This is a genomic window from Microterricola viridarii, from assembly GCF_001542775.1.
Classification (GTDB): domain Bacteria; phylum Actinomycetota; class Actinomycetes; order Actinomycetales; family Microbacteriaceae; genus Microterricola; species Microterricola viridarii_A.
The window spans coordinates 826,215-850,341 of record NZ_CP014145.1; the positions used below are offsets into that span (position 1 = coordinate 826,215).

The 24,127-nt window shown below is 68.4% G+C and carries 21 protein-coding genes; 13 read left to right on the plus strand and 8 right to left on the minus strand.

Annotated features, from left to right (window positions below; translation table 11 throughout):
• Positions 1 to 82 precede the first annotated feature (82 nt).
• The 4 genes from AWU67_RS03690 (at position 83) to AWU67_RS03705 (ending at position 4,206) form a co-directional block, all read left to right on the plus strand.
• Complete coding sequence (locus tag AWU67_RS03690) at positions 83 to 1,594, plus strand: aldehyde dehydrogenase family protein (protein WP_067226807.1); 1,512 nt, start codon at positions 83 to 85, stop codon at positions 1,592 to 1,594.
• Positions 1,591 to 2,451 (plus strand): aldehyde dehydrogenase family protein, encoded by an 861-nt coding sequence (locus AWU67_RS03695; RefSeq protein ID WP_067226808.1) that lies wholly within the window; start codon positions 1,591 to 1,593, stop codon positions 2,449 to 2,451. Before AWU67_RS03690 ends, AWU67_RS03695 begins: the two co-directional genes overlap by 4 nt.
• 98 nt (positions 2,452 to 2,549) lie before the next feature.
• The gene (locus AWU67_RS03700) at positions 2,550 to 3,419 is read left to right on the plus strand and encodes a glycerophosphodiester phosphodiesterase (protein ID WP_067226809.1); all 870 of its coding nucleotides are present in this window, start codon (positions 2,550 to 2,552) and stop codon (positions 3,417 to 3,419) included.
• A 202-nt stretch (positions 3,420 to 3,621) separates the two neighbouring features.
• Complete coding sequence (locus AWU67_RS03705; RefSeq protein ID WP_067226810.1) at positions 3,622 to 4,206, plus strand: GDSL-type esterase/lipase family protein; 585 nt, start codon at positions 3,622 to 3,624, stop codon at positions 4,204 to 4,206.
• Here AWU67_RS03705 and AWU67_RS03710 read toward each other — a convergent pair.
• Both AWU67_RS03710 and AWU67_RS03715 read right to left on the minus strand, forming a co-directional pair.
• Positions 4,190 to 5,581 (minus strand): M20/M25/M40 family metallo-hydrolase, encoded by a 1,392-nt coding sequence (locus AWU67_RS03710; protein ID WP_234407351.1) that lies wholly within the window; start codon positions 5,579 to 5,581, stop codon positions 4,190 to 4,192. The genes AWU67_RS03705 and AWU67_RS03710 overlap by 17 nt on opposite strands.
• A gap of 10 nt (positions 5,582 to 5,591) precedes the next feature.
• Positions 5,592 to 5,870, minus strand: coding sequence for a metal-sensitive transcriptional regulator (locus AWU67_RS03715; RefSeq protein ID WP_067226811.1), 279 nt, complete (start codon positions 5,868 to 5,870; stop codon positions 5,592 to 5,594).
• 50 nt (positions 5,871 to 5,920) lie between these two features.
• On the opposite strand from AWU67_RS03715, the gene AWU67_RS03720 reads away from it, so the two are divergent.
• From AWU67_RS03720 to AWU67_RS03750, 7 genes are all read left to right on the plus strand, one after another.
• Positions 5,921 to 7,777 (plus strand): DUF2207 family protein, encoded by a 1,857-nt coding sequence (locus AWU67_RS03720; protein WP_067226812.1) that lies wholly within the window; start codon positions 5,921 to 5,923, stop codon positions 7,775 to 7,777.
• A 23-nt stretch (positions 7,778 to 7,800) separates the two neighbouring features.
• Positions 7,801 to 8,157 carry a DUF6804 family protein gene (locus tag AWU67_RS03725; protein ID WP_067226813.1) on the plus strand — a complete coding sequence of 119 codons (357 nt, stop codon included), beginning with the start codon at positions 7,801 to 7,803 and terminating at the stop codon, positions 8,155 to 8,157.
• A 163-nt stretch (positions 8,158 to 8,320) separates the two neighbouring features.
• Positions 8,321 to 10,447 (plus strand): DEAD/DEAH box helicase, encoded by a 2,127-nt coding sequence (locus AWU67_RS03730; protein WP_067226814.1) that lies wholly within the window; start codon positions 8,321 to 8,323, stop codon positions 10,445 to 10,447.
• Positions 10,448 to 10,554: 107 nt separating this feature from the next.
• Positions 10,555 to 11,586 (plus strand): 6-phosphofructokinase, encoded by a 1,032-nt coding sequence (locus AWU67_RS03735; protein WP_067226815.1) that lies wholly within the window; start codon positions 10,555 to 10,557, stop codon positions 11,584 to 11,586.
• Between the two features lie 11 nt (positions 11,587 to 11,597).
• The gene (locus AWU67_RS03740) at positions 11,598 to 12,107 is read left to right on the plus strand and encodes an 8-oxo-dGTP diphosphatase (protein WP_067226816.1); all 510 of its coding nucleotides are present in this window, start codon (positions 11,598 to 11,600) and stop codon (positions 12,105 to 12,107) included.
• 140 nt (positions 12,108 to 12,247) lie between these two features.
• Complete coding sequence (locus tag AWU67_RS03745; RefSeq protein WP_067226817.1) at positions 12,248 to 13,429, plus strand: inorganic phosphate transporter; 1,182 nt, start codon at positions 12,248 to 12,250, stop codon at positions 13,427 to 13,429.
• Positions 13,426 to 13,758 (plus strand): peptidase, encoded by a 333-nt coding sequence (locus tag AWU67_RS03750; RefSeq protein WP_067226818.1) that lies wholly within the window; start codon positions 13,426 to 13,428, stop codon positions 13,756 to 13,758. Before AWU67_RS03745 ends, AWU67_RS03750 begins: the two co-directional genes overlap by 4 nt.
• Before the next feature lie 385 nt (positions 13,759 to 14,143).
• Here the strand turns inward: AWU67_RS03750 and AWU67_RS03755 are convergent, their stop codons facing one another.
• Positions 14,144 to 15,418, minus strand: a complete 1,275-nt coding sequence (locus tag AWU67_RS03755; protein WP_067226819.1) for a uracil-xanthine permease family protein — start codon at positions 15,416 to 15,418, stop codon at positions 14,144 to 14,146.
• A 302-nt stretch (positions 15,419 to 15,720) separates the two neighbouring features.
• On the opposite strand from AWU67_RS03755, the gene AWU67_RS03760 reads away from it, so the two are divergent.
• The gene (locus AWU67_RS03760; RefSeq protein WP_425339199.1) at positions 15,721 to 17,049 is read left to right on the plus strand and encodes an NCS2 family permease; all 1,329 of its coding nucleotides are present in this window, start codon (positions 15,721 to 15,723) and stop codon (positions 17,047 to 17,049) included.
• 96 nt (positions 17,050 to 17,145) lie between these two features.
• On the opposite strand, the gene AWU67_RS03765 is transcribed toward AWU67_RS03760, so the two are convergent.
• Genes AWU67_RS03765 through AWU67_RS03785 form a run of 5 tightly spaced genes read right to left on the minus strand, consistent with a single transcriptional unit; the run spans position 17,146 to position 22,237 of the window.
• Complete coding sequence (locus AWU67_RS03765) at positions 17,146 to 17,907, minus strand: FadR/GntR family transcriptional regulator (protein ID WP_067226820.1); 762 nt, start codon at positions 17,905 to 17,907, stop codon at positions 17,146 to 17,148.
• 16 nt (positions 17,908 to 17,923) lie between these two features.
• On the minus strand, positions 17,924 to 18,724 hold the full coding sequence (locus AWU67_RS03770) for a 3-oxoacyl-ACP reductase (protein WP_199922339.1): 801 nt from the start codon (positions 18,722 to 18,724) through the stop codon (positions 17,924 to 17,926).
• Between the two features lie 48 nt (positions 18,725 to 18,772).
• On the minus strand, positions 18,773 to 20,128 hold the full coding sequence (locus tag AWU67_RS03775; RefSeq protein ID WP_067226821.1) for an aldehyde dehydrogenase family protein: 1,356 nt from the start codon (positions 20,126 to 20,128) through the stop codon (positions 18,773 to 18,775).
• A complete protein-coding gene (locus tag AWU67_RS03780) occupies positions 20,125 to 20,883 on the minus strand; it encodes a gamma-glutamyl-gamma-aminobutyrate hydrolase family protein (RefSeq protein WP_067226822.1) in 759 nt (252 codons plus the stop codon). Before AWU67_RS03780 ends, AWU67_RS03775 begins: the two co-directional genes overlap by 4 nt.
• Complete coding sequence (locus AWU67_RS03785; protein ID WP_067226823.1) at positions 20,870 to 22,237, minus strand: glutamine synthetase family protein; 1,368 nt, start codon at positions 22,235 to 22,237, stop codon at positions 20,870 to 20,872. Before AWU67_RS03785 ends, AWU67_RS03780 begins: the two co-directional genes overlap by 14 nt.
• Positions 22,238 to 22,477: 240 nt before the next feature.
• Here AWU67_RS03785 and AWU67_RS03790 point away from each other — a divergent pair, with 240 nt between their 5' ends.
• Positions 22,478 to 24,022: an amino acid permease gene (locus AWU67_RS03790; RefSeq protein ID WP_067226824.1), complete on the plus strand. Its 1,545-nt coding sequence runs from the start codon at positions 22,478 to 22,480 to the stop codon at positions 24,020 to 24,022.
• Positions 24,023 to 24,127 lie beyond the last annotated feature (105 nt).

Here is a 24,127-nt window from a genome sequence, read left to right on the forward strand (position 1 = left end):
CTGATTGAGCTTGTCGAACGCGGATTGAGCTTGTCGAACGCGGATTGAGCTTGTCGAAATCATCAAGGAAGAGACATACAACATGAGTTTTCTCGAATACGCACCGGCGCCGGAATCCCAGGCGATTCTGAAGCTGAAGAGCGACTACGGCCTGTTCATCGACGGCGAGTTCGTCGAGGGGCGCGGCACGCCGTTCCAGACCATCTCCCCGGCGACGGAGCAGCACATCGCCACCATCGCGCACGCCTCCTCCGAGGACGTCGACCTCGCCGTGGCTGCCGCCCGCCGCGCGTATGAAACCACGTGGTCGCGCATGTCCGGCAGCGACCGCGGCAAGTACCTGTTCCGCATCGCCCGCCTTGTGCAGGAGCGCGCCCGCGAGCTCGCCGTCGCCGAGACCCTCGACAACGGCAAGCCGATTAAGGAGAGCCGCGACGTCGACGTGCCCCTCGTCGCCGCCTGGTTCTTCTACTACGCGGGCTGGGCAGACAAGCTCGACCACGCCGGCCTCGGCGCCAACCCCGCTTCGCTCGGCGTCGCGGCCCAGGTGATTCCGTGGAACTTCCCGCTGCTGATGCTGGCCTGGAAGATCGCCCCGGCGCTCGCCGCGGGCAACACGGTCGTCATCAAGCCGGCCGAGACCACCTCGCTCTCCGCGATGATCTTCGCCGAGATCCTGCAGCAGGCCGACCTGCCGCCGGGCGTCGTCAACATCATCACCGGTGCGGGCGAGACCGGCTCGGCTCTCGTGAACCACGGCGACGTCAACAAGGTGGCCTTCACCGGCTCGACCGCCGTCGGCCGCATGATCGCCCGCTCCACCGCCGGCACCGACAAGAAGCTCACCCTCGAACTCGGCGGCAAGGCGGCGAACATCGTCTTCGATGACGCCCCCATCGACCAGGCCATCGAGGGCATCGTCAACGGCATCTTCTTCAACCAGGGACACGTCTGCTGCGCCGGCAGCCGCCTGCTCGTGCAGGAGAACATCCACGACGAGGTCGTCGACCGGCTGAAGGCGCGGCTCTCCACGCTCCGCCTCGGCGACCCGATGGACAAGAACACCGACATCGGCGCCATCAACAGCCGCGAGCAGCTGGAGCGCATCCGCACGCTCAGCGACATCGGCGAGGCAGAGGGCGCAGAGCGCTGGACGGCTGACTGCGCCATCCCCGAGAACGGCTTCTGGTTCGCGCCGACCATCTTCACCAACGTGTCGACGAGCAACCGGATCGCCCGCGACGAGGTCTTCGGCCCCGTGCTCTCCGTGCTCACGTTCCGCACGCCGGCCGAGGCCATCGCCAAGGCGAACAACACCCCGTACGGCCTCTCCGCCGGCATCTGGACCGACAAGGGCAGCCGCATCCTGGCCGTGGCCGACAAGCTGCGCGCCGGCGTCATCTGGGCGAACACGTTCAACCGGTTCGACCCGGCCAGCCCCTTCGGCGGCTACAAGGAGTCCGGCTACGGGCGCGAGGGCGGTCGCCACGGCCTCGCCGCGTACTTGAAGCCGGCGGCATCCGGCGCTGCCATCGCCGCTGCAGCCCCCGCCAAGCCCGTGACCGCCGCGAAAGCAAAGAAGGCCAGCAAATGACCCGCCTCGCCGTTCCCAAGACCTACAAGCTCTACATCGGCGGCAAGTTCCCGCGCAGCGAGTCCGGCCGCACCTACGAGGTGCTCTCGGCCGGCGGCGAGTTCCTCGCCAACGCGGCCATGGCCAGCCGCAAGGATGCCAGGGATGCCGTCGTCGCGGCCCGCTCCGCCGTCTCTGGCTGGTCCGGGGCGACCGGCTACAACCGCGGCCAGGTGCTGTACCGCATCGCCGAGTTGCTCGAAGGGCGTCGTGCGCAGTTCGTCGCCGAGATTCGCGACGTCGAGGGCGTCACGGCCGCCGCGGCATCCGCCCAGGTCGACGAGGCCATCGACCGCTGGGTCTGGTACGCCGGCTGGGCCGACAAGTACGTGCAGGTGGCCGGCAACGCCAATGCCGTCTCCGGGCCCTACTTCAACATCTCGGTGCCGGAGCCGACCGGCGTCGTGGCGATCGTCGCCCCGCAGGACTCCTCGCTGCTCGGGCTCGTCTCGGCCGTTGCGCCGGCGCTCGTCGCCGGCAACACCGTCGTCGTGATCGCCAGCGAGAAGCTGCCGCTGGCCGCCATCAGCCTGAGCGAGGTGCTGGCCACCAGCGATGTGCCCGGCGGTGTCGTGAACATCCTCACCGGTTCGCCGGCGGAGATCGCGCCGTGGCTGGCCAGCCACGCCGACGTCAACGCGATCGACCTGGTCGGCGCCGGTGCGCTCGACTGGATCTCGATGCAGATCGCCGCTGCCGACACGCTCAAGCGCGTCTTCACCCCGGAGAACGGGCCGGATGCCGCGGCGCCCACGCTCGGTCGGATCACCGGCTTCACCGAGACCAAGACGGTCTGGCACACCAAGGGCCTGATCTAGCACCTACTCTGCACACGCCGTCGGCACCCGTTTTGGGGTGTCGGCGGCGTTTCTCATTTGTGTAACAGATCGATAACGGCTGCTGTAGTGTTTCGGCCATGAAGCGTGCGCTGGTGCTCGCGGCATCCGGAGTGGTGCTGGCACTGTTGAATGCCGTCCTGCTCGCGCCGAGCAGCGGGCAGGTCTATGCCTCGGATGTGTTCGGCGCCCTGCGCCTGCCCGGTGACGCAGCCTTCATCGCCGGCCACCGCGGGGATCGCTCCGTCGCACCGGAGAACACGCTGCCGGCCTTCACCGCGGCGTTCGAGAACCCCGCCATGCAGTTCGTCGAGACCGACGTACAGCTCAGCCGTGACGGCGTGCCGATGCTTTTCCACGACGCCACGCTGAAGCGGGTGGCCGGGGTGGCCAAGAGCGTGGGGGAGCTCAGCCACGACCAACTCAAACGGCTCGACGTCGGCTCCTTCTACAACGCACGCTTCGCCGGAACCCGGATGCCGAGTCTCGATGAGTTTCTGAAGCTGGCTGGCGACTACGACAAGCGGTTGCTGATCGAGCTCAAATCGGACTGGACGCTGCCGGAGGTCGCCATCGTGCTCGACGTGATCGAGCACTCGGGGGTCGGCTCCCGGGTGATGCTGCAGAGTTTCAGCATCGAGACACTGCAGAATCTGCAGCTGGCCGCGCCGCAGATGCCGCGCCTGATGCTGATCCGCGAGCTCCCGGCCGACCCGGTGCCGATGGCCAGGCAGCTGGGCGTGTTGGCGCTCGGCACGACGGCGCGCGCCGTGACGGATGCGCCAGAGGCCTTGCAGCGGCTGCACGAGGCCGGCCTCGGCGTGCTCTGCTACACGCTGAACACCGAGCGCAGTTGGGCGGAGGTGCGCGCGCTCGGCGTTGACGGCATCATCACCGACACCCCGAGCGAGCTCGACGGCTGGCTCGCGCAGAGCTCGCCCGGCACCTAGGCCCCCGGCAACCTGTGGATGCCGGGGCGCCCTCGCGTCAGCGGGAGAGCGGGCGGCAGCGGCAGGAGCCCTGCCGCGGCCCGAAACGCGGTGTCCGGCACCCGCCCGGCCGACACGCCCGCCCGCATCTCCCGGCGAACCCGAATCCCGGCTCTAGCCAAAACACAGCATCCGGGGTCAGGATGGAAGCCGGAGGTTCGTCATGTCCAGTTCACTCGCATTCGTCGGCGACAGCCTGACGGCGGCCGGGCGTTGGGACGAATGGCTGCCCGATTTCACCGTCACCAACCACGCCGCTGGCGGTGCCACGACCGCCGACGTGCTGGTCAGCATCGACCTGGTGCTCGCCGAGCGCCCGGACGCCTACATCCTGCTCATCGGCACGAATGACCTGGCCTGGCGGAAGTCGGTCGAGCACGTGGTGCGCAATGTGGAGAGCATCCTGGCGACCGTGCACAAGGAGCAGCCGACCACCCGGGTGCTCGTGCAGTCGGTGCTGCCGCGCGAGCCGGAGTTCGCGGCATCCATCCGCGAGATCAACCGGCACCTGTGGCAGTTCTCCAGCACCGTGCGGGCGCAGTTCCTCGACCTGTGGCCGGTGCTGGCCGATGAGCGCGGCGCGCTCTCACCCGAGCACAGCGAGGACGGCCTGCACCTGACGCCTGCCGGCTACGAGCGCTGGCTGGACGCGCTGCGCCCGGCCATCGATCACCTCTTCACCGTGCCGACGGTGACGTCGCCGATCGACCTGCAGACCGACGCGCAGGCTCTCAGCGGCCCGCGATGAGCTGGCGGTAGAAGCCGATCCCGCGCAGCCACGTCGCCGCGTGGATCCGCTCGTTCTTGGCGTGCAGAGTCGCACGCTCATCGGCGCTCATCTCGAACGGCGCGAAACGGTACACGGCGTCGCTGATGCCGGTGAAGTGACGGCTGTCGCTGGCCCCGGTCTGCACATACGGCGTCGAGAGCACGGCCGGGTCAAGCACGGCGACGGCGTCGACGATCGACTGCCAGGCCGGACCGGTCATCGGTGAAACGGGCGACGGCTCGCTGGCATCCTGCACAGAGACGTGCACCAACGGGTCGGCGATGGCGCGCCGCACATGCCGCACGGTCTGTTCGACGGAGGAGCCGACGGCCACCCGCACGTTCACGATCGCCTCCGCCCGCTCGGCGAGGGCGTTGGCCGCCATGCTGCCGGAGAGCTGGGTGACGGCGGTGGTGGTGCGCACCAGCGCGTTCGTCTCGTCGCTCATCCGCGAGAACACCACGCGCAGCAGCGGGCTGAACAGGCTCGGGCGTCGGAACACGCCGGACAGCGGGCCGGTCGTGTGCGCGCCGACCGTGCGCAGCATCTCGGCGATGGCCGGGTTGATCGCGCTCGGGAACGGCCGGGCGTTCAACCGCACCACGGCGCGCGCCAGGCGCACCGTCGCCGTCATCTTCGGGGGAGTGGAAGCGTGCCCGCCCTGCTGGTCCACCCGCAGTGACAGGCTGGTGATGCCCTTCTCGCTGACCCCGATCATGGCGCTCGGCCGGGCCAGGCCGGGCAGCACCCCACTGACGATCGCGCCGCCCTCATCGAGCACGAGGGCCGGGCGGATGCCGCGCTCGCGCAGCAGCGCGGCCGCCGCCTGCGCCCCGCTGCCGTGCGTCTCCTCGTCGTGGCCGAAGCTCAGGTAGATGTCATTGACAGGGGTGAACCCGTCGGCGAGCTGGGCCTCGACGGCCTCCAGCACGGCGACGAGCGCGCCCTTGTCGTCCAACGTTCCGCGGCCCCAGATCACGCGCCCTGAATCATCGCCGTCGCCCTCGACAACGACGGCGTCGAACGGCGGATGCTGCCAGCCCTCCGCGCTCGCGGCGACGACGTCGTAGTGCGCCATCAACACCGTCGGCGCGGTGGCGGCGACATCCGATGTGCCTCGCCAGCGGAACAACATCGAGTGCCCGGCGACGAGCTCAAGCTCGAGCGTGGCGTGGGTGAGCGGGTAGAGCTCAGCGAGCAGGGCCCGGAACCGCGTGAAGACGGGCCAGTCGGTCTCGGCCGGGTCGGTGCGCGACATGGTCGGCACGCGCAGCAGTTGCTGGAAGCGCGCGACGGCATGGTCGGCGTCAAGGGGGCCGGCGGCCGAGGGCGCAGCGTCGCGCAGAGTCGTCACGCGTTGGCGCCTATCCGCGGTTGTTGCTGAGCTCGAAGACCTTCAACAGCTCGGCGACGGCGGCGTCGCGCTCCTCGCCTCCGGCCTCGAACTGATGGGTCACGTGGGTGCGCAGGTGGTTCTCGACGAGCAGCTTGTTGAGCGAGCCGAGCGACTTCTGGATCGACAGGGACAGGGTGATGATGTCGACGCAGTAATCCTCGTTCTCGATCATCTTCTCGAGCCCACGCATTTGCCCCTCGAGGATGCGAGTGCGGTGCAGTGCACGCTTCTTGATGTCTTCGATCACGCACCCAGACTAGCCCGAGCAGCCACCGGCCGGCCGATACTGTGGAAGCCATGATGCAACGCCTGCGCCGCCCGCTGACCCTCCTCGCCGCCACGGCGCTGTTGTGGGGGATCGGGGCGAGCCCGGCCGCCGCCACAACGACCGCACCGGCGGCGCAGCCGGCTGGGCCGGCGGCCGTGCAGGCCGTTGGCACCGGCGTCGACGACTTCCGGTTCTCCTCCTTCGACGCCGACTACCTGCTCGGCCGTGACGCCGACGGCCACTCGACCCTCGACGCCACGGAGACACTGGTGGCGGTGTTCCCCGAGACCGACCAGAACCGCGGCATCCGCCGGGCGATCCCGCTTCGCTACGACGGGCACCCCACCGATCTGGTGGTGCATGGCGTCACCGACGAGAACGGCGCACCGCGCCCATTCGAGAGCGAGGAGGACGAGGACGGCGAGTTCCTCCTCGTCACGATCGCCGCCGACGGCTACGTGCACGGCGCCCAGAGCTACGTGATCAGCTACAGCCAGCGGAACATCACATTGGACCCGGATGACGGGGAGCAGCAGGAGTTCTACCGCGACGTCAATGGCGTCGGCTGGGCCCAGCCCTTCGACCGGGTCGGGGCGACCCTGCGGATGGACGCAGAGCTCGGCGCCGCCCTGACGGGGCAGATGGCGTGCTACCGCGGGCCGGAGGGCTCGACGATGCGGTGTGACCAACTGATGGTGTTGGAGAGCTCGCCTCCGGTGATCAAGGCGAGCGCGAGCAATCTCGGAGCCTTCGAGAACATGACCATCGCCGTCGGCTTCGCGCCCGGCATCTTCGTGCCGCGCGATGACTCCCTGGCCGGATCCCCGGTCGGGCTGGGCGGGGTCATCGCCGCCCTGGCAACCCTCGGGGTGCTCGCCGCCGCCTTGGTCAGCCGACGGCGCCGCTGGCGCGATGCGCCGGGCCGGGGCATCATCATCGCCGAGTACGAGCCGCCGGCCGGCGTCGACGTGCTGCTGGCCGCCGATCTGTTGGGTGCCGAGAAGAAGGGCATGACGGCCGCGATCCTCGACCTCGCCGTCGGCGGTGCCCTGCGCGTCATCGAGCTCAAGAAGAAGCGCTTCCAGCTGGAGCTGCGCGACCCGGATGCCGCCAGCGCCCCACTCCGCGACATCCTCACCGCCATCTTCGGCAAACGTCTGGAACCCGGCGCCCGGCACACCCTCGGAACCAAGAGCAACAGCATCGCCACGAAGCTGAGCGCCGTCACGACAGCCACCCGGTCGCGTTCCCGCGCGGAGGGCTTCCGGCGCCGGGCGGATCCGCGGCGCCGGACGCTTCTGGCCCTCGCCGCGATCGTCGGCGCCGTGCTCACCGTGGTGCTCAGCCTGATCGCGATCGAGTCGGTCAGGGGTGGGCCGTGGCCGATCCTGGCGATCGTGGTGGCGGGCGTCGCAGCCGTGCTCACCGTCATCTTCGTCGCGGATGTGCGCCCGCTGACCGAGCAGGGCGCGCTCGCCCGCGAGCACCTGCGCGGCCTGGAACTCTTCATCCGGCTGGCTGAGGCCGACCGGCTGCGCATGCTGCAGAGCCCGAGCGGCGCGCTGCGCGACCAGTCGCCTGGCGCCGCCTCGCCGGAGCAGGTGCTCCGGCTGCACGAGAAGCTGCTGCCCTACGCTGCCCTGTTCGGCCAGGAGAAGGAGTGGGCGGCCGCCCTGGCCTCGCTCTACGCCCAGACCGCCGAGCCCGACTGGTATAGCGGCACCAACGGCTTCAACGTGGCCGCCTTCGCCATCGGGGTGGGCAGTTTCAGCAGCGCGTCGAGCAGCGCCTGGTCGGCGTCGTCCTCCAGCTCCTCCAGCGGCGGGTCGAGCGGAGGCGGTTTCAGCGGTGGGGGAGGCGGCGGTGGCGGTGGCGGCGGCGTCTAGCCCGCACCGCCTACGCTGGAGGCATGTCGAATCGCCCCGCAGCCCGCAAGAACGCTCCCGCCAAGCCCGAGTTCAGCCGGCCGGCGCTGGCCCCCGGACTGCTCGGCGCGATCGCGTTGATGGTCGGGCTCGCACTGCTCGATGTGGACGCGTTCACCATCATCCGCTTCGTGGTCAGCATCCTGGCCTTGATCCTCTGCGTCTTCGCCGTGCAGGGCAAGGCCTGGTGGTGGCTGATCGGCCTGGCCCCGATCGCCGTTCTGTGGAACCCCATCGTCGTCATCGAACTGCACGGTCAGGGCTGGGTTTCACTGCAGTTCGTGGCTGCTCTGGTGTTCATCGCCAGCGGAATCTTCATCAAGGTGCCGCGCAAGGACTGATTTCGCTTCCGACGCAGTACACTGATACCGCGTCGGCAGACCCTGTCACCGCCTCGACCGTGCATGGCACGTTGCTTGGGGATGGGTTCGGCGCGTAGTTCGCGGGCATCACCGGGCAGCAACCGGTCGAGGGCGAACGCAGGCATCCGAGAGTTGGAGAACAATGCCCGAACAGCGACGCTCCCGTCAGCGCACCCGCAGCCGCGATGACGAGGCGCCCATCATCCCGATCCTCGCCCGCAAGGTGCGCGAGGTCGAGGCCAAGGCACAGGGCGGCAAGGTCGGCCCGACCAACCGCACCAAGTTCCAGGTCATCGCCCTGCTGATGCGCGAGGAGCGCGCCCGGGTGAAGGCGGATGCCGAGATCAGCGACGCCACCCGCGCTGAACTGCTCAAGCGGCTCGACGGCATCGCCCAGATCTTGGCGAAGACGGCCGCCCGCGACACCAGCCTGATCACGCTGCTCGAGCCCGACGCCGGCGTCGGCGCCGTCGCCCAGCGCTTCCGCCGCGACTGGCTGCTCGAATCCGGTGCAGAGCTCAGCCCCGACGAGCTCATCATCACCCGCGAGCCGGAGGCCAAACCCGAGATCGCCGAGAACCAGGTGATCCCGCAGTCGGTGAAAGCCCGCCAGCTGGCCAACCCGTTCCTCGCCCCCGACTTCTCGCGGCCGGCCGCGCCCGCCGTCCCGGTGCGCCGGCTCGCCAACTGGGAGCTGCTCAGCCCCCTGTTCAAGTCGTTCGAGTACGGCTCCGGCGGCCAGTCCGCGTCGATGGAACTGCCGGAGGCGCCGAAGATCGACCGGCTCTCGCCCAAGGGCATGGAGCTCATGAAGCACCAAGCCCGCTTCGTCGAGAGCGTGCGCCGCGGCCACCGCAGCTTCCTGCTCGCCGACGAGCCGGGACTCGGCAAGACGGCGCAGAGTGTGCTCGCGGCATCCGTCGCCGACGCCTACCCGCTGCTGGCCGTCGTGCCCAACGTCGTCAAGATGAACTGGGCCCGTGAGGTGGAGCGCTGGACGCCGCACCGCCGGGCCACCGTGATCCACGGCGACGGAGACACCCTGGACGCCTTCGCCGACGTCGTCATCGTCAACTACGACGTGCTGGACCGGCACCGGAGCTGGCTCGGCTCGCTCGGCTTCCGCGGCATGGTCGTGGACGAGGCGCACTTCATCAAGAACCTGCAGTCGCAGCGCTCCAAGCACGTGCTGGCCCTGGCCGACAAGATCCGGCAGACCACGCCGGGCGGCGACCCGCTGCTGATGGCGCTGACCGGCACCCCGCTGATCAACGACGTCGACGACTTCCGCGCGATCTGGCAGTACCTCGGCTGGATCAACGGCGACAAGCCGGCCCCCGCCCTGATGGCCAAGCTCGAGGAGTCCGGCCTGACGCCCGCCGACGCCGGCTTCTATGCAGAGGCCCGCGCCGCCGTCATCGACATGGGCATCGTGCGCCGCCGCAAGGTCGACGTGGCCAAGGACCTGCCGGCCAAGCGCATCGCCGACCTGCCGGTCGAGCTGGACGACGACCTCGGCCGCTCCATCCGCCAGGCCGAGCGCGAGCTCGGCTACCGACTGCGCGAACGCTTCCTCGCCCTCGTCAGCTCGCGCGGCCTCACCGTCGGGCAGCTCGACGAGGACCAGTTCGAGAGCTTCGTCCGCGCTGTCGCGCACGCCGAGCTCGAGGAGTCGAAGGCGGCCAAGTCCGGTGACAACGTGTTCACCATGGTGCGCAAGATCGGCCAGGCCAAGGCTGCCCTCGCGGCGGACTACGCGGCCCAGCTGGCCCGCTCCGTCGGCAAGGTGGTCTTCTTCGCCAAGCACATCGACGTCATGGATGCCGCCGAGGAGACCTTCGCCAAGCGCGATCTGAAGAGCGTCTCGCTGCGCGGCGACCAGAGCGCCGTCGCTCGCCAGGCCGCGATCGACGCCTTCAACAACGACCCCGAGGTCTCGGTGGCCGTCTGCTCGCTCACGGCGGCCGGCGTCGGCGTCAACCTCCAGGCGGCATCCAACGTGGTGCTGGCCGAGCTCAGCTGGACGGCTGCGGAGCAGACGCAGGCGATCGACCGGGTGCACCGCATCGGCCAGGAGGAGCCCGTCACCGCGTGGCGCATCATCGCGGCGCACACCATCGATGCGAAGATCGCCGAGCTCATCGACAGCAAGCACGGCCTCGCCGCGCGTGCCCTGGATGGCTCCGACGAAGACATCGTCGCGGCCGACTCCGTGCAGCAGAACGCGCTCGCGCACCTGTTGCGCCAGGCCATCGACGGTTCGCTGTAGACTCACAAAATCCGACCGATACGCCCCGATGATGCGGCATTCGCGCGTCTGCCGATCTGGCAGGCGTCGGAACCACAACTGATAAACAATGAGGAGTCAGAGGGCGCATGAAGATCGGAATCTTGACGAGTGGCGGCGACTGCCCCGGACTGAACGCGGTGATCCGCGGAGCGGTGCTGAAGGGCGTCATCTCACACGACACCGAGTTTGTGGGCTTCAAGTCGGGCTGGCGCGGCGTCGTCGAGGCCGACATCATGCCGATCACGCGCCACGATGTGCGCGGCCTCGCCAAGCAGGGTGGCACCATCCTCGGCTCCAGCCGCACCAACCCCTTCGAGGGTGAGGGCGGTGGGCCGGAGAACATCCAGCGCATGCTGGATGAGAACGGCATCGACGCGATCATCGCGATCGGCGGCGAGGGCACCCTCACCGCCGCCCGCCGCCTGCACGACGAGGGCGGCATCAACGTCGTCGGCGTGCCGAAGACGATCGACAACGACCTGACCGCCACCGACTACTCCTTCGGCTTCGACACCGCAGTGGAGATCGCCACGGAGGCCATCGACCGCCTGCGCACCACCGCCGACTCGCACGGCCGCTGCATGGTGCTCGAGGTCATGGGCCGCCACGTGGGCTGGATCGCCCTGCACTCCGGCATGGCCGGCGGCGCACACGCCATCCTGATCCCCGAGCAGCCGCAGTCGATCGAGCAGATCTGCGAGTGGGTCGAGTCCGTGCGCGAGCGTGGCCGCGCCCCCCTCGTCGTCGTCGCAGAGGGCTTCACCCTCGAGGGCATGAGCGAGGCACACTCGCACAAGGGCCTGGACGCCTTCAATCGGCCGCGGCTCGGCGGGATCGCAGACCTGCTGGCGCCGATGATCGAGGAGCGCACCGGCATTGAGTCCCGCGGCACCGTGCTCGGCCACATCCAGCGCGGCGGCGCCCCGAGCGCCTACGACCGCGTTCTGGCCACCCGGCTCGGCATGGCGGCCGTCGAGGCCGTCTACAACAAGCAGTGGGGCTCCATGGTGTCGCTGCGCGGCACCGAGATCAAGACCGTGAGCATCGCAGAGGCCACCGGCGGGTTGAACACCGTGCCGCAGGAGCGCTTCGACGAGGCCCGCATCCTGTTCGGCTGATTCACTCCGGCATGGCCTCCGCCCCGCAGCTGCCCCAGGTGTGCGTCGTGTATCTACTGCGCACCGATGAGCGCGGCATCCGCCAGGTGCTTCTCGGCCGCAAGAAGCTCGGCCTCGGACAGGGCAAATTCGTCGCGCCCGGCGGCAAGCTCGAGCCGGGTGAGACGCCGACGGATGCCGCCGTGCGCGAGGTGGCGGAGGAATCCGGCGTGCTCGTCGCGCCGGAAGACCTGCAGGTGCGTGGATCTCTCGACTACCACTTCCCGCATCGTGAGGCGTGGAGCCAGCGCTCCCACGTCTTCGTCTGCGAGAAGTGGCGGGGGATTCCCCGTGAATCGAATGAGTTGAACCCGGAATGGGTCGATCTGAGCGCCGTTCCGTACGCAGAAATGTGGGATGACGCGCGGTTCTGGTTGCCCGCGGTGTTGGCAGGCGGGGAGGTCCGACGTGACTTCACCTTCGGCGAAGACCTTGCAAGCGTCGTGGATGCGACACTCTCGGCGCACCGGCCGAATCGGTGACCCGCGCTCAGGTTGACCTTGGTCGATCTGGGTGTAAGTATCGACGTGGTGTTCCGCAGTTCTTTGATTTCGGCAAGCCATTCTTAGTGAATTTCCGGTGTATTTTCACCGACCTACCCTTCCTCTAAAGAAAGACGCCGGTGGATATCACCCTGATCGTCGTGCTTGTGATCGCGCTTGCACTGTTCTTCGATTTCACGAACGGTTTCCACGACACCGCCAACGCGATGGCCACCCCCATCGCGACCGGTGCGATGAAGCCGAAGGTCGCGGTCACCCTCGCGGCCCTCCTCAACCTCGTGGGAGCATTCCTCTCCACCGAGGTCGCCAAGACCATCTCCCACGGCATCATCAACGAGGGGCCGGGCGGTGTGCTCATCACGCCGGAGCTGATCTTCGCCGGCCTCATCGGTGCCGTCGTCTGGAACATGTTCACCTGGCTGCTCGGCCTGCCCTCCAGCTCCAGCCACGCTCTCTTCGGTGGCTTGATCGGTGCGGCACTCGTCGGCGCCGGAATCAACGCGATCAACATCGACCAGGTGCTCTCCAAGGTCATCCTGCCCGCGCTGATCGCGCCGGTCACGGCCGGTGTCGTCGCCTACGCCGCCACGAAGCTGGCCTACGCGATCACCCGCCGCAACGACGGCCGCCCCGACGGCCGCGGCGGCTTCCGCTACGCGCAGATCTTCTCGAGCTCGCTCGTCGCGCTCGCCCACGGCACGAACGATGCGCAGAAGACCATGGGCATCATCACGCTCGTGCTGATCTCCAGTGGCCTGCAGTCCGCCTCCAACGACAACGTGCAGCCCTGGGTCGTCGTGACCTGTGCCGTCGCCATTGCACTTGGAACCTACATGGGCGGATGGCGCATCATCCGCACCCTCGGTACCGGCCTGACCGACGTCAAGCCGGCCCAGGGCTTCGCAGCGGAGTCCGCAACGGCCGCGACGATCCTCGCCTCCAGCCACCTCGGCTTCGCCCTCTCCACCACGCAGGTCGCCTCCGGCTCGGTGATCGGCTCCGGCCTCGGCCGACGCGGATCAACGGTGCGCTGGGGAACGGCCGGACGCATCGGTGTCGGCTGGCTGCTCACCCTGCCCGCCGCCGCCCTGGTCGGCGCTCTGGCCGCCTGGATCGCACATCTCGGCCCGTGGGGCATCGTCGTCGACGCTCTCGCCGGAACGGCCGTCATCCTGGGGATCTTCATCCGGTCGCGCCGCGACGAGATCTCGCACAGCAACGTCGTCAGCGACGTCGCCGACTCGGGCAAGGCCGTCAAGATCAAGCGCAATCCCAAGCCCAAGCGAAAGGCCAAGCCGTGATCGACTGGGGCTCCTTCTTCATCGTTTTCCTGGCGGCGTTCATCTCCACCGTCGTCGTCGTCTCCGCCTACTCGCTCGGGCTCCGGCTGCTCTCGATCTCGGGCCGCGTGCCCCTTGTCGAACCCGCCGAGTTCACCGACGCCATCACGGTGATGTCGGCGAAGGAGATCGCTGCCGCTGCCAAGCACGCCCGCAAGGCCGCCAAGAAGAGCCCGCTCAGCGCCGGGCAGAAGCAGGCCGCCTTCATCGGCGCCTGGGCCTGCTTCGTCGTGTGCGCGTGTGCGGTGCTCTACGGCATCTACCTGATCGTGCCCGCTCTGCACTCCTAACCGTCAACCGTCGCCCCGCACGCGGGGCCGCAGAACGCACCGCTGCCGTTTCGGCAGCGGTGCGTTCTGCGTTGGCGAGGCGTGCGCGGTGCGCCAGGTCTGCGCTCGGCTTCACGGGCGCGCGGCGCCACTTGTGCTTGGCGCCAGTTGGAGCGGCTCTGCGCCAGTTGATGTGGCGCGGAGGCGCACAAAGTGCCGCAGAGCAGATGCCGCAGAGCGGATGCCGCAGAGCGGATGCCGCAGAGCGAACGGTGCAGCGCGGATGCCGCCGAGTGCGCACACGCCGCGCGGAGCGCCCCGGAAACGCAGAAGCCCCTCCGTCGACACCGCGCGGAGGCGCAGCGTCGGCGGAGGGGCCGAGAGCGGGTGGTGCTAGGTGGTGATGCTAGGCGGTGCCGCGGAGACGGGCGACCGCGGACATGCCGTGGTAGACGACGATCGCGGCGATGGTGCCGAGTGCGATGCCGGTGAAGGTGATGCCGCCGAGGTTGATCGTGTAGTCGGCGATGGCGATGATCAGGGCGGTCGCCGCCGTGAACTGGTTGATCGGGTTGGTGAAGTCGACCTTGTTGTCGAGCCAGATCTTCACACCGATGATGCCGATGAGGCCGTACAGCGCCGTCGTCACGCCGCCGAGCACGCCCGCGGGGATGGTGTTGATCACGGCACCGACCTTGGGGGAGAGGCTGAGCAGGATCGCGAAGATGCCGGCCACCCAGTAGGCGGCGGTCGAGTAGACGCGGGTGGCCGCCATGACGCCGATGTTCTCGCCGTAGGTGGTGGTTCCGGAGCCGCCGAAGCTACCCGCCAGCATGGTGGCGACACCGTCGGCGAGCAGCGCGCGGCCGGTGAGCTTGTTGACGCCCGGGTTGGTCAGCTGGGCGACGCCGCGCACGTGGCCGACGTTCTCGGCGATCAGTACGAGCACGACGGGGATGAACGCGGGCAGGAACGCCAGCACGCTGGGGTCGGTGAACGGGTTCGTCGGGAAGGCGAACGTCGGCAGGCCGATCCAGGCGGCATCCGCGATCTTGGAGAAGTCGACCTGGCCGAACAGTGCGGCGGCGAGGTAGCCGACGACGACGCCGACGAAGATCGACAGCCGGCCGAGGATCCCCTTGAACAGCACGGCGCTCAACAGCACAGCGGCCAAGGTGATGGTCGCGGTCAGCGGCGCCTGGGCGAAGTTGTTGCCGGCGGCGGGGGCGAGGTTGAATCCGATCAGGGCGACGATCGCACCGGCCACGACGGGCGGCATCAGCGAGTCGATCCAGCCCGAGCCGGTGAACTGCACCAGGAGGCCCACGATGGCCAGCATCGCGCCGACGACGACGATGCCGAACAGGGCGTTGCCGTAGTTCGTTCCGACGGTCGCCGCGGTGATCGGGGCGATGAACGCGAAGGACGAGCCCAGGTAGCTGGGCAGCTTGTTGCGGGTGGTCAGCAGGAACAGGATCGTGCCGACACCCGAGAACAGGAGCGTGGTGCTGGGCGGGAACCCGGTGAGGATCGGGACGAGGAACGTGGCGCCGAACATGGCGACGACGTGCTGCATCCCCAGGCCGATCGTGCGCGGCCAGCTCAGCCGTTCTTCGGGCGCAACAATTGTGCGCGCGTCGACGTTTTTACCGTCTCCGTGCAGCTTCCAGGGCAGAGCCATGCAGTATTTCCGATCAAAGTGGGGAGGGTGGAGTAAGCGTGGGGGAGTAAAACCCCTTGACGATAGTAGGGACTGCTGGGGGCCGATACGCGCATATGAGCAGAGAACCCTTAGAATCGACCGGGGAAATTACACCATCTGAACACGAGGAGCCAGCCATTTCACAGTCAACCGCCACCGGGACTCCACCCTCGACGCCTCCGTCGGGCTTGAAGTCTCGAATCGACAGCTACTTTGAAATCACACGGCGCGGCTCCAACTTCGCCACCGAGGTGCGCGGCGGCATCGTCACCTTCGTGACGATGGCTTACATCGTCATCCTGAACCCGATCATCCTCAGCGGCCACGCCGACATCGAGGGTTACGCGCTCGGATTCCCGCAGGTCGCCGCCGTCACCGCGCTGACCGCCGGTGTCATGACGATCCTGTTCGGTGTCATCGCCCGACTGCCCTTCGGCTTCGCGGCCGGCCTCGGCATCAACTCCTTCCTCGCCGTGAGCGTCGTCGGCCAGGTCACCTGGGCCGAGGCCATGGGCCTCGTCGTGATCAACGGCCTGATCATCGTGCTTCTCGCTGCAACGGGCCTCCGCCGCCTCATCTTCGAGGCCGTGCCGATCCAGCTCAAGCTCGCCATCACCGTCGGTATCGGCCTGTTCATCGCATTCATCGGCCTCGTCAACGCCGGCTTCGTCACCTCCACCGGCGTGGCCTCCCCGCCCGTGGGCCTCGGCACCAACGGCTCCGTTGCGACGATCCCGACCATGGTCTTCGTCATCACGCTCGTCATCACCGGTGTCCTCGTCGCCCGCAAGGTGAAGGGCGCCCTGCTCATCGGCCTCGTCGGCAGCACCATCATCGCCGTCATCGTCGAGGCGATCTTCAAGCTGGGCCCGCAGTTCTCGGATGCCGGGTTCAACCCCGGCGGCTGGAGCCTCTCCGTTCCCGAGCTGACCGGCAGCCTTGTCAGCCTGCCCGACCTCAGCCTGATCGGTGACGTCAGCTTCGGCAGCTTTGAGCGCATCGGCGCACTGGCTGCCCTGATGCTCGTCTTCACGCTCGTGTTCACGAACTTCTTCGACGCCATGGGCACCATGACGGGACTCTCCAACGAGGCGAAGCTCGCCGACAAGGACGGCAACTTCCCCCGTCTGAAGAGCGCGCTCGTCGTCGAGGGCATCGGTGCAGTCGCCGGTGGCTTCACCTCCAGCTCCTCGAACACCGTCTTCATCGAGTCGGGCGCCGGCATCGGTGAGGGCGCGCGCACCGGTTTCGCGAACATCGTGACCGGCCTCATGTTCCTGGTGGCGATGTTCTTCACGCCGCTCACCTCGATCGTTCCCACCGAGGTGGCCAGCGCCGCCCTCGTCATCGTAGGTGCCATGATGATGACCCAGATCAAGGACATCGACTTCAGCGAGTTCTCGGTGCTGCTGCCGGTGTTCCTCACGATCGCCGTCATGCCTCTCACCTACTCGATCGCCAACGGCATCGGCGCTGGCTTCGTGGCCTGGGTGCTGATCCGCTCGCTCTCCGGCAAGGCCAAGGGCATCAGCCCGCTTCTCTGGATCGTCGCGGCCGGCTTCCTGCTCTTCTTCGTGCGTGGCCCGATCGAGGCCATGCTCGGCCTGTAGACCAGCCAGCACACACACGAACGGCCGGATGCCTTGCGCATCCGGCCGTTCGGCGTTTAATCGGCGGCTATTTCAAGTAGAGAGGTCGGCGAGGGCTCAGCCGAGGAAGCCGCGCAGCAGTGCCTCGGAGCCGGCGATGTGCTCGGCCATGGCCTCGGCCGCGGCATCCGGGTGCCCGCGCAGAATGGCCTTGACGATCGCCTCGTGCTGGGCGTTGGAGTGCACGATGTTCGGTGCGAGCAGCGGGATATCGTCGAGCAGCTCGTTCACCCGCATCCGCACGTCGGCCACGAGCGGCACCAGGCTGGGCGAGCCGACGAGCTCGGCGATGAGCAGGTGCAGGCGCGAGTCGTGCCGGCGGTACTCCTCGGGGGCGGCGGCGCTGCAGTCGTCCAGCGCCTGCCAGAGTCGCTCCCGGTCGACGCCGCTGAGCTCGCACAGGGCGGCCTGCCTGACCGCGCCCACCTCAAGGATGTTGCGCAGCACCAGGGTGTCCTCGATCTCGGATGCCGGCACCGAGCGCCGCTCGCGCAGTTCGCCGTTCGCGTCGACCACCGGGGTGCCGCGCGGCACCGGGTCGACGACGAAGGTGCCGCCGTAACGCCCGCGCCGCGGCACCACGTAGCCGGCTTCCGTGAGCGAGGCGATGGCATCGCGCAGGGTGTCGCGGCTGACGGCGAGCATCGTCGCGAGCTCGCGCTCGGCCGGCAGCTTCTCTCCCGGCGCGATCAGGCCCAGCCGGATCGTCTGCAGCAGTCGCTGCACCGTCTCCTCGAAGGCGTTCGCCGTCTTCCCCGGGCGCAGCAACAGCTCGGCGCTCAGAAGGCCGTGCTGTGCCGCATCCGGAGAATCAGTCATGGTTCCAGCCTAGGTCTCACACCGGCGTGACATAGGCAGAGCTGATGCCGCCGTCGACGAGGAATGTCGATCCGGTGATGAAGGAGGAGTCGTCGCTGGCGAGGAACGCGACGGCCGCGGCCAGCTCCTCCGGCTCGGCGAAGCGGCCGACGGGGATGTGCACCAGACGGCGCTGGGCGCGCTCCTGATCTTTCGCGAACAGCTCCTGCAGCAGCGGGGTGTTGACCGGGCCGGGGCAGAGGGCGTTCACCCGGATGCCCTGACGGGCGAACTGCACGCCGAGCTCCCGGCTCATGGCGAGCACGCCGCCCTTGGAGGCGGTGTAAGAGATCTGCGACGTGGCCGAGCCCATCACGGCGACGAAGGATGCCGTGTTGATGATGGAACCGTTACCTTGCTTCACCATGTGGCGGAGCGCAGCGCGGGAGCAGAGGTACACCGACTTGAGGTTGACGTCCTGCACCTTCTCCCACGCCGGCAGCTCCGTCGTCTCGATCGAGTCGTCGTCGGGCGGCGAGATGCCGGCGTTGTTGAAGGCGATGTCGACAGAGCCGTAGGTGGCCGCCGCCGTGTCGAAGAGGTTGTTCACCTGCGCCTCATCGGTCACGTTGACCTGCACGAACAGGCCGCCGACGAGCTCGGCCGCCGCCTGGCCGGTGACAGCATCCATGTCGCCGATGACGACGGTGGCGCCCTCTGCTGCGAAGCGTTTCGCGGTGGCGAGGCCAATGCCGCTGGCGCCGCCGGTGATGACGGCGACCTTGCCGGCAAGGCGCTGGGTGAGGTTGATCGGGGTGATCGCGGGGGAGGCGCTCATGGTTCTCTCTTTCGTGCTCTGCTGAAGGTGGATGCCGGGCAGCGTTGTCTAGTCGGCGGCGATGAAGACGTTCTTGGTGTCGGTGAAGGCGAGCGGGGCGTCCGGGCCGAGCTCCCGGCCCAGCCCCGACTGCTTGAAGCCGCCGAACGGCGTGCTGTAGCGCACCGAGGAGTGCGAGTTGACCGACAGGTTGCCTGATTCGACGCCGCGGGCGACGCGGATGGCGCGGCCGACGTCGCGGGTCCAGATCGAGCCGGACAGGCCGTAGTCGCTGTCGTTGGCCAGCTGCACGGCATCAGCCTCGTCGTCGAAGGGCAGCACGGTCACGACGGGGCCGAAGATCTCCTCGCGGGCGCTGCGGTCACCGCGCCCCGGGGTGAGCACGGTCGGGGCGAACCAGTAGCCTGGTCCGGACGGCGCACTGCCGCGGAACGCGACCGGGGCGTCATCCGGAACGAACGCGGCGACGGACTCCAGGTGCTTCCTGGACACCAGTGGGCCCATCTCGGTGCTCTCCAGCGCGGGGTCGCCGACGGCGACACCCTGAACGGCGGGCTCGAGCAGTTCCATGAAGCGCTCGTAGACACTGCGCTCGACCAGGATGCGGCTGCGGGCACAGCAGTCCTGCCCGGCGTTCTCGAACACCCCGTACGGCGCTGTGGCCGCGGCCTTCTCCAGGTCGGAGTCGGCGAAGACGATGTTGGCGCTCTTGCCGCCGAGCTCCAGGGTCACCCGTTTCACCTGGTCGGCGCAGCCGGCCATGATCTGCTTGCCGACCTCGGTGGAACCGGTGAAAACGACCTTGCGCACGGTCGGATTCGTGACGAAACGCTCGCCGACGACGGAGCCGCGGCCGGGCAGCACCTGGAACAGGCCCTCGGGCAGCCCGGACTCGAGGGCGAGCTCGGCCAGACGGATGCTGGTCAGCGGGGTCCACTCGGCCGGCTTCAGCACGACAGCGTTGCCGGCGGCGAGTGCCGGCGCGAAACCCCACGCCGCGATCGTCATCGGGAAGTTCCACGGCGTGATGACGCCGACGACGCCGAGCGGCTCGTTGAATGTGACGTCGAGGCCGCCGGCGACGGGGATCTGCCGGCCGAACAGGCGCTCCGGCGAGGCCGAGTAGTAGTCGAGCACATCGCGCACGTGGCCGGCCTCCCAGCGGGCCTGGCCGATCGGGTGGCCGGAGTTGCGCATCTCGGTCTGGGCGAGGTTCTCGATGTCGGCGTCGACGGCGGCAGCGAAGCGGCGGAGCGCCCGCGCCTTGTCGGCCGGGGCGAGCGGTGCCCAGGCGCGCTGGGCGACGGCGGCGCGGGCGATGGCGGCATCCGTCGCCTCGGCGTCGAGGTGCTCGACGGTCTCGACGACGCTCTCGTCGGCCGGGTTGATGATCGTGTAGCTCATGACTGCTCCTTCAAAGTTCTGAACTCCCTGGCGGCGTCGACGAGGCCGGCGAAGAGGCGGCGGTCGGCCGCGTTCTCCTCCGGATGCCACTGCACGGCGACCCCGAACGGCACGGCGGGCAGTTCGACGGCCTCGATCACGCCGTCGGCGCTCGTGGCGGTCACGCGCAGGCCCTCCGCCACCCGGTCGAGCGCCTGGTGGTGGTAGACGTGCACGTCGAGGCCGTCCCCGAGCAGGCCGGCGAGGGTCGTGTCCGGCTCGACGCGCACCGGCTCGGTGCCGAACTCGGCCGGCGCCGGCTGGTACTTCTCGCTGCCGACGACATCGGGCAGGTGCTGGTGCAGCGTGCCGCCGAGGGCGACGTTGAGCATCTGGGCGCCGCGGCAGATGCCGAGGAACGGCAGCTCCGTCTCGATGGCGGCGTGCAGCAGGGCGTCTTCCCAAGCGTCGCGGTCGGTGCGCGGTGCGCCCGTCCTCGAGTGCGGCGCCTGCCCGTAGCGGGCCGGGTCGATGTCGGCGCCGCCGGTGATGATCAGGCCGTCCATGCTCTCGAGCACGCGCCGAGCCGTCGCCGGTGTCACCGGCTGCGGCGGCAGCACGACGGCGATACCGCCGGCATCCGTCACCGCGTCCAGGTACACCTGCGGCAGGAAGGCGGCCCGCACATCCCAGACGCCGGTCTGCGCCTGCTCCAGGTAGCTGGTGATGCCGATGACCGGAGCGGAGAAGCCCGGTGTCTGATCAGAGGCGCTCAAAGCCGCGCACCCGCTCCCAGTCGGTGACGGCGGAATCGAATGCGGCCAGCTCGACGGCCGCGTTGTTCAGGTAGTGCTCGACGACCTCGTCGCCGAAGGCCGCCCTGGCGATGGTCGACTCCGAGAACAGTGCGGCCGCCTCGCGCAGGCTGGTGGGCACCCGCGGCGCCCCTCCGGTGTAAGCGTTGCCGACGAAGGCGTCCTCCAGCTCGAGCTCGTTCTCGATGCCGTGCAGGCCGGCCGCGATCAGCGCCGCGACGGCGAGGTACTGGTTGACGTCGCCGCCCGGCACCCGGTTCTCGACCCGCATGCCGGAGCCGCGGCCGACCACGCGCAGCGAGCAGGTGCGGTTGTCGAGGCCCCAGGCCACCGCCGTCGGGGCGAAGCTGCCGTCGACGAAGCGCTTGTACGAGTTGATGTTGGGGGCGAAGAACAGCGTGAGCTCGCGCATGGCGGCGAGCTGCCCGGCCAGGAAGTGCCGAAACATCTTCGACATGCCGTGCTCGGCATCTTTGTCGGCGAAGACGGGGGAGCCGGCCTCGTCGCGCAGCGAGATGTGGATGTGGCAGCTGTTTCCCTCGCGCTCGTTGAACTTGGCCATGAAGGTCAGGCTCTTGCCGTGCGCGTCGGCGATCTCCTTGGCACCGTTCTTGTAGATCGAGTGGTTGTCGCAGGTGGCCAGCGCATGCGCGTAGCGGAATGCGATCTCCTGCTGGCCGAGGTTGCACTCGCCCTTGACGCCCTCGCAGTACATGCCCGCACCGTCCATCGAGTTGCGGATGTCGCGCAGCAGCGGCTCCATCCGGGTGGAGGCGAGCATGGCGTAGTCGATGTTGTAGTCGGATGCCGGGGCGAGGTCGCGGTAGCCCTTCGCCCAGGCCTGCCGGTAGCTCTCGTCGAAGACGATGAACTCCAGCTCGGTGCCGACGAAGGGGGAGAGGCCGCGCGCGGCCAGACGGTCCAGCTGGCTCTTCAGGATCTGGCGCGGGGAGGCCACGACCGGCGTGTGGTCCAGCCACTGCAGGTCGGCCGTCACCATGGCGCTGCCGGGCAGCCAGGGCACCAGGCGCAGCGTGTCGAAGTCGGGGATCATCGCCATGTCGCCGTAGCCGTGCTCCCAGCTCGACATGGCGTAGCCGTCGACGGTGTTCATCTCAACATCGACGGCGAGGAGGTAATTGCAGCACTCGGCACCGTGCTCGGCGACATCCTCGATGAAGAGTCGGGCGGCGACCCGCTTGCCGATCAGTCGGCCCTGCATGTCGGTGAAGGCCAGGATCACGGTGTCGATCTCGCCCGCGGCGACGAGCCCCGTGAGCTCGGTCAGTGAGAGGTTGCCGGAACGGGGGGTCATACGCATCTCCTCGGTGAGACTCAGGCCATGAAATGGTTTGCTTGGCGACCATTACACCATAGCGACGCGATGCTGTCGGTTGCAATCATCGACAACATGCGGAAGTCCGCGAAAAAATTCTTGCCACAAAGGTATGTACATCGCACCATTACAGGCTCTATAGTCGGGCCAGCAAATCACACTGCCCAGCCGTCGGCCCCGTTTCTGCGGGGGTGGCACACAGAGCGCGAAGGAACGTGAATGTCCAAAGACACCTTGAACGTGTCGGGAGTCACCTATACGACTGCCGAAGCCGGCTACTTCGAGAAACGCAAGCTCAAGCGCTCCGCCGGGGTGTGGGGGCTCTGGGGCCTCGCCGTCGCCGCCGTCATCTCCGGTGACTTCTCCGGCTGGAACTTCGGCATCACGGCCGCCGGCTTCGGCGGCATGCTGATCGCCTTCGCCATCCTGGTGGTCATGTACTACGGTCTGATCTTCTCGATCGGCGAGATGAGCTCGGCCATGCCGCACACCGGCGGCGCCTACTCCTTCTCCCGTGCGGCGATGGGGCCGTGGGGCGGTTTCGTCACCGGCCTGGCCGAGACCGTCGAGTACGTGGCGACGACGGCAGTGATCGTCTACTTCTCGGCGGCCTACGCCGACGGCATCACCTCCGAGCTGCTCAACTTCTCGATGCCGGCCTGGATCTGGTGGGTGATCCTCTACGTCGCGTTCATCCTGCTGAACTCGGCCGGGGCTGCAATCTCCATCCGCTTCGCCATCGTCGTGTCGATCATCTCCATCGGCATCCTGATCGTGTTCGCCGTGATGGCGCTCGCGTCCGGCCTGTTCAGCTGGGACAAGCTCTTCGACATCGTTCCGGATGCCGGCCAGAGCGAGTTCCTGCCGCACGGCGTGCTGCCGATCCTGTTCGCGCTGCCGTTCGCGATGTGGTTCTTCCTCGGCATCGAGGAGCTGCCGCTCGCAGCGGAGGAATCCCACGACCCCGTCCGCGACATCCCGCGCGCCGGCCTCTGGGCCCGCGGCACGCTGATCTTCACCGGTCTGCTCGTGCTGTTCCTGAACACCGGAATCCTCGGGGCCAAGGCCACCGGCGAGGCGGGGGAGCCGCTGCTCGACGGCTTCCGGGCCATCGTCGGTGACGGCCTCGCCGCGGTGCTCGCGCTGTTCGCCCTGATCGGCCTGCTCGCCTCGCTGCAGGGCATCATGTTCGCCTATGGGCGCAACATGTACTCGCTCTCGCGTGCCGGCTACTACCCGAAGTTCCTCTCGCTCACCGGCAAGCGACAGACCCCCTGGGTCGCGCTGCTGGCCGGCGGGCTGATCGGCTTCGTCGCGCTGGTCGTGGTGGATGCCGCCGGCGGTGCCACCGGCGTCGCCGGCGCGATCGTGCTGAACATCGCCGTCTGGGGCGCCGTGCTGGCCTACCTGCTGCAGATGACCGCCTTCGTGATCCTGCGCAAGAAGTACCCGAACGCCAACCGTCCATACCGCAGCCCGTGGGGCCTGCCCGGAGCCGTCTCGGCGGGCATCATCGCCGCCCTGATCTTCGTGGGCTTCCTGCTGAACCCGACGTTCGGCCCGGCCATCATCGCCATTGCGGTCGTCTACGTGGTCATGCTGATCGCCTTCGCGGTCTGGGGTCGGCACCGCCTCATCCTCTCTCCGGAGGAGGAGTACGCGGTCTCCGGCGGCCTGCACGGCGACCCGGAGAAGGACGGCTACGGGGGACCGCTCGAAGAGGAGCTGCTCGCCAGCGACGGCGTCGACGAACCGTCCAAATAGGCGCCCGCCCGACCCGTGGGGTTTCCGCTTCGGCGGAGACCCCACGCTCGTTTCGGGGGGATAGCCCCATATTCCAGCCTGCGGAGTCCTCATATCGTTGGTGTT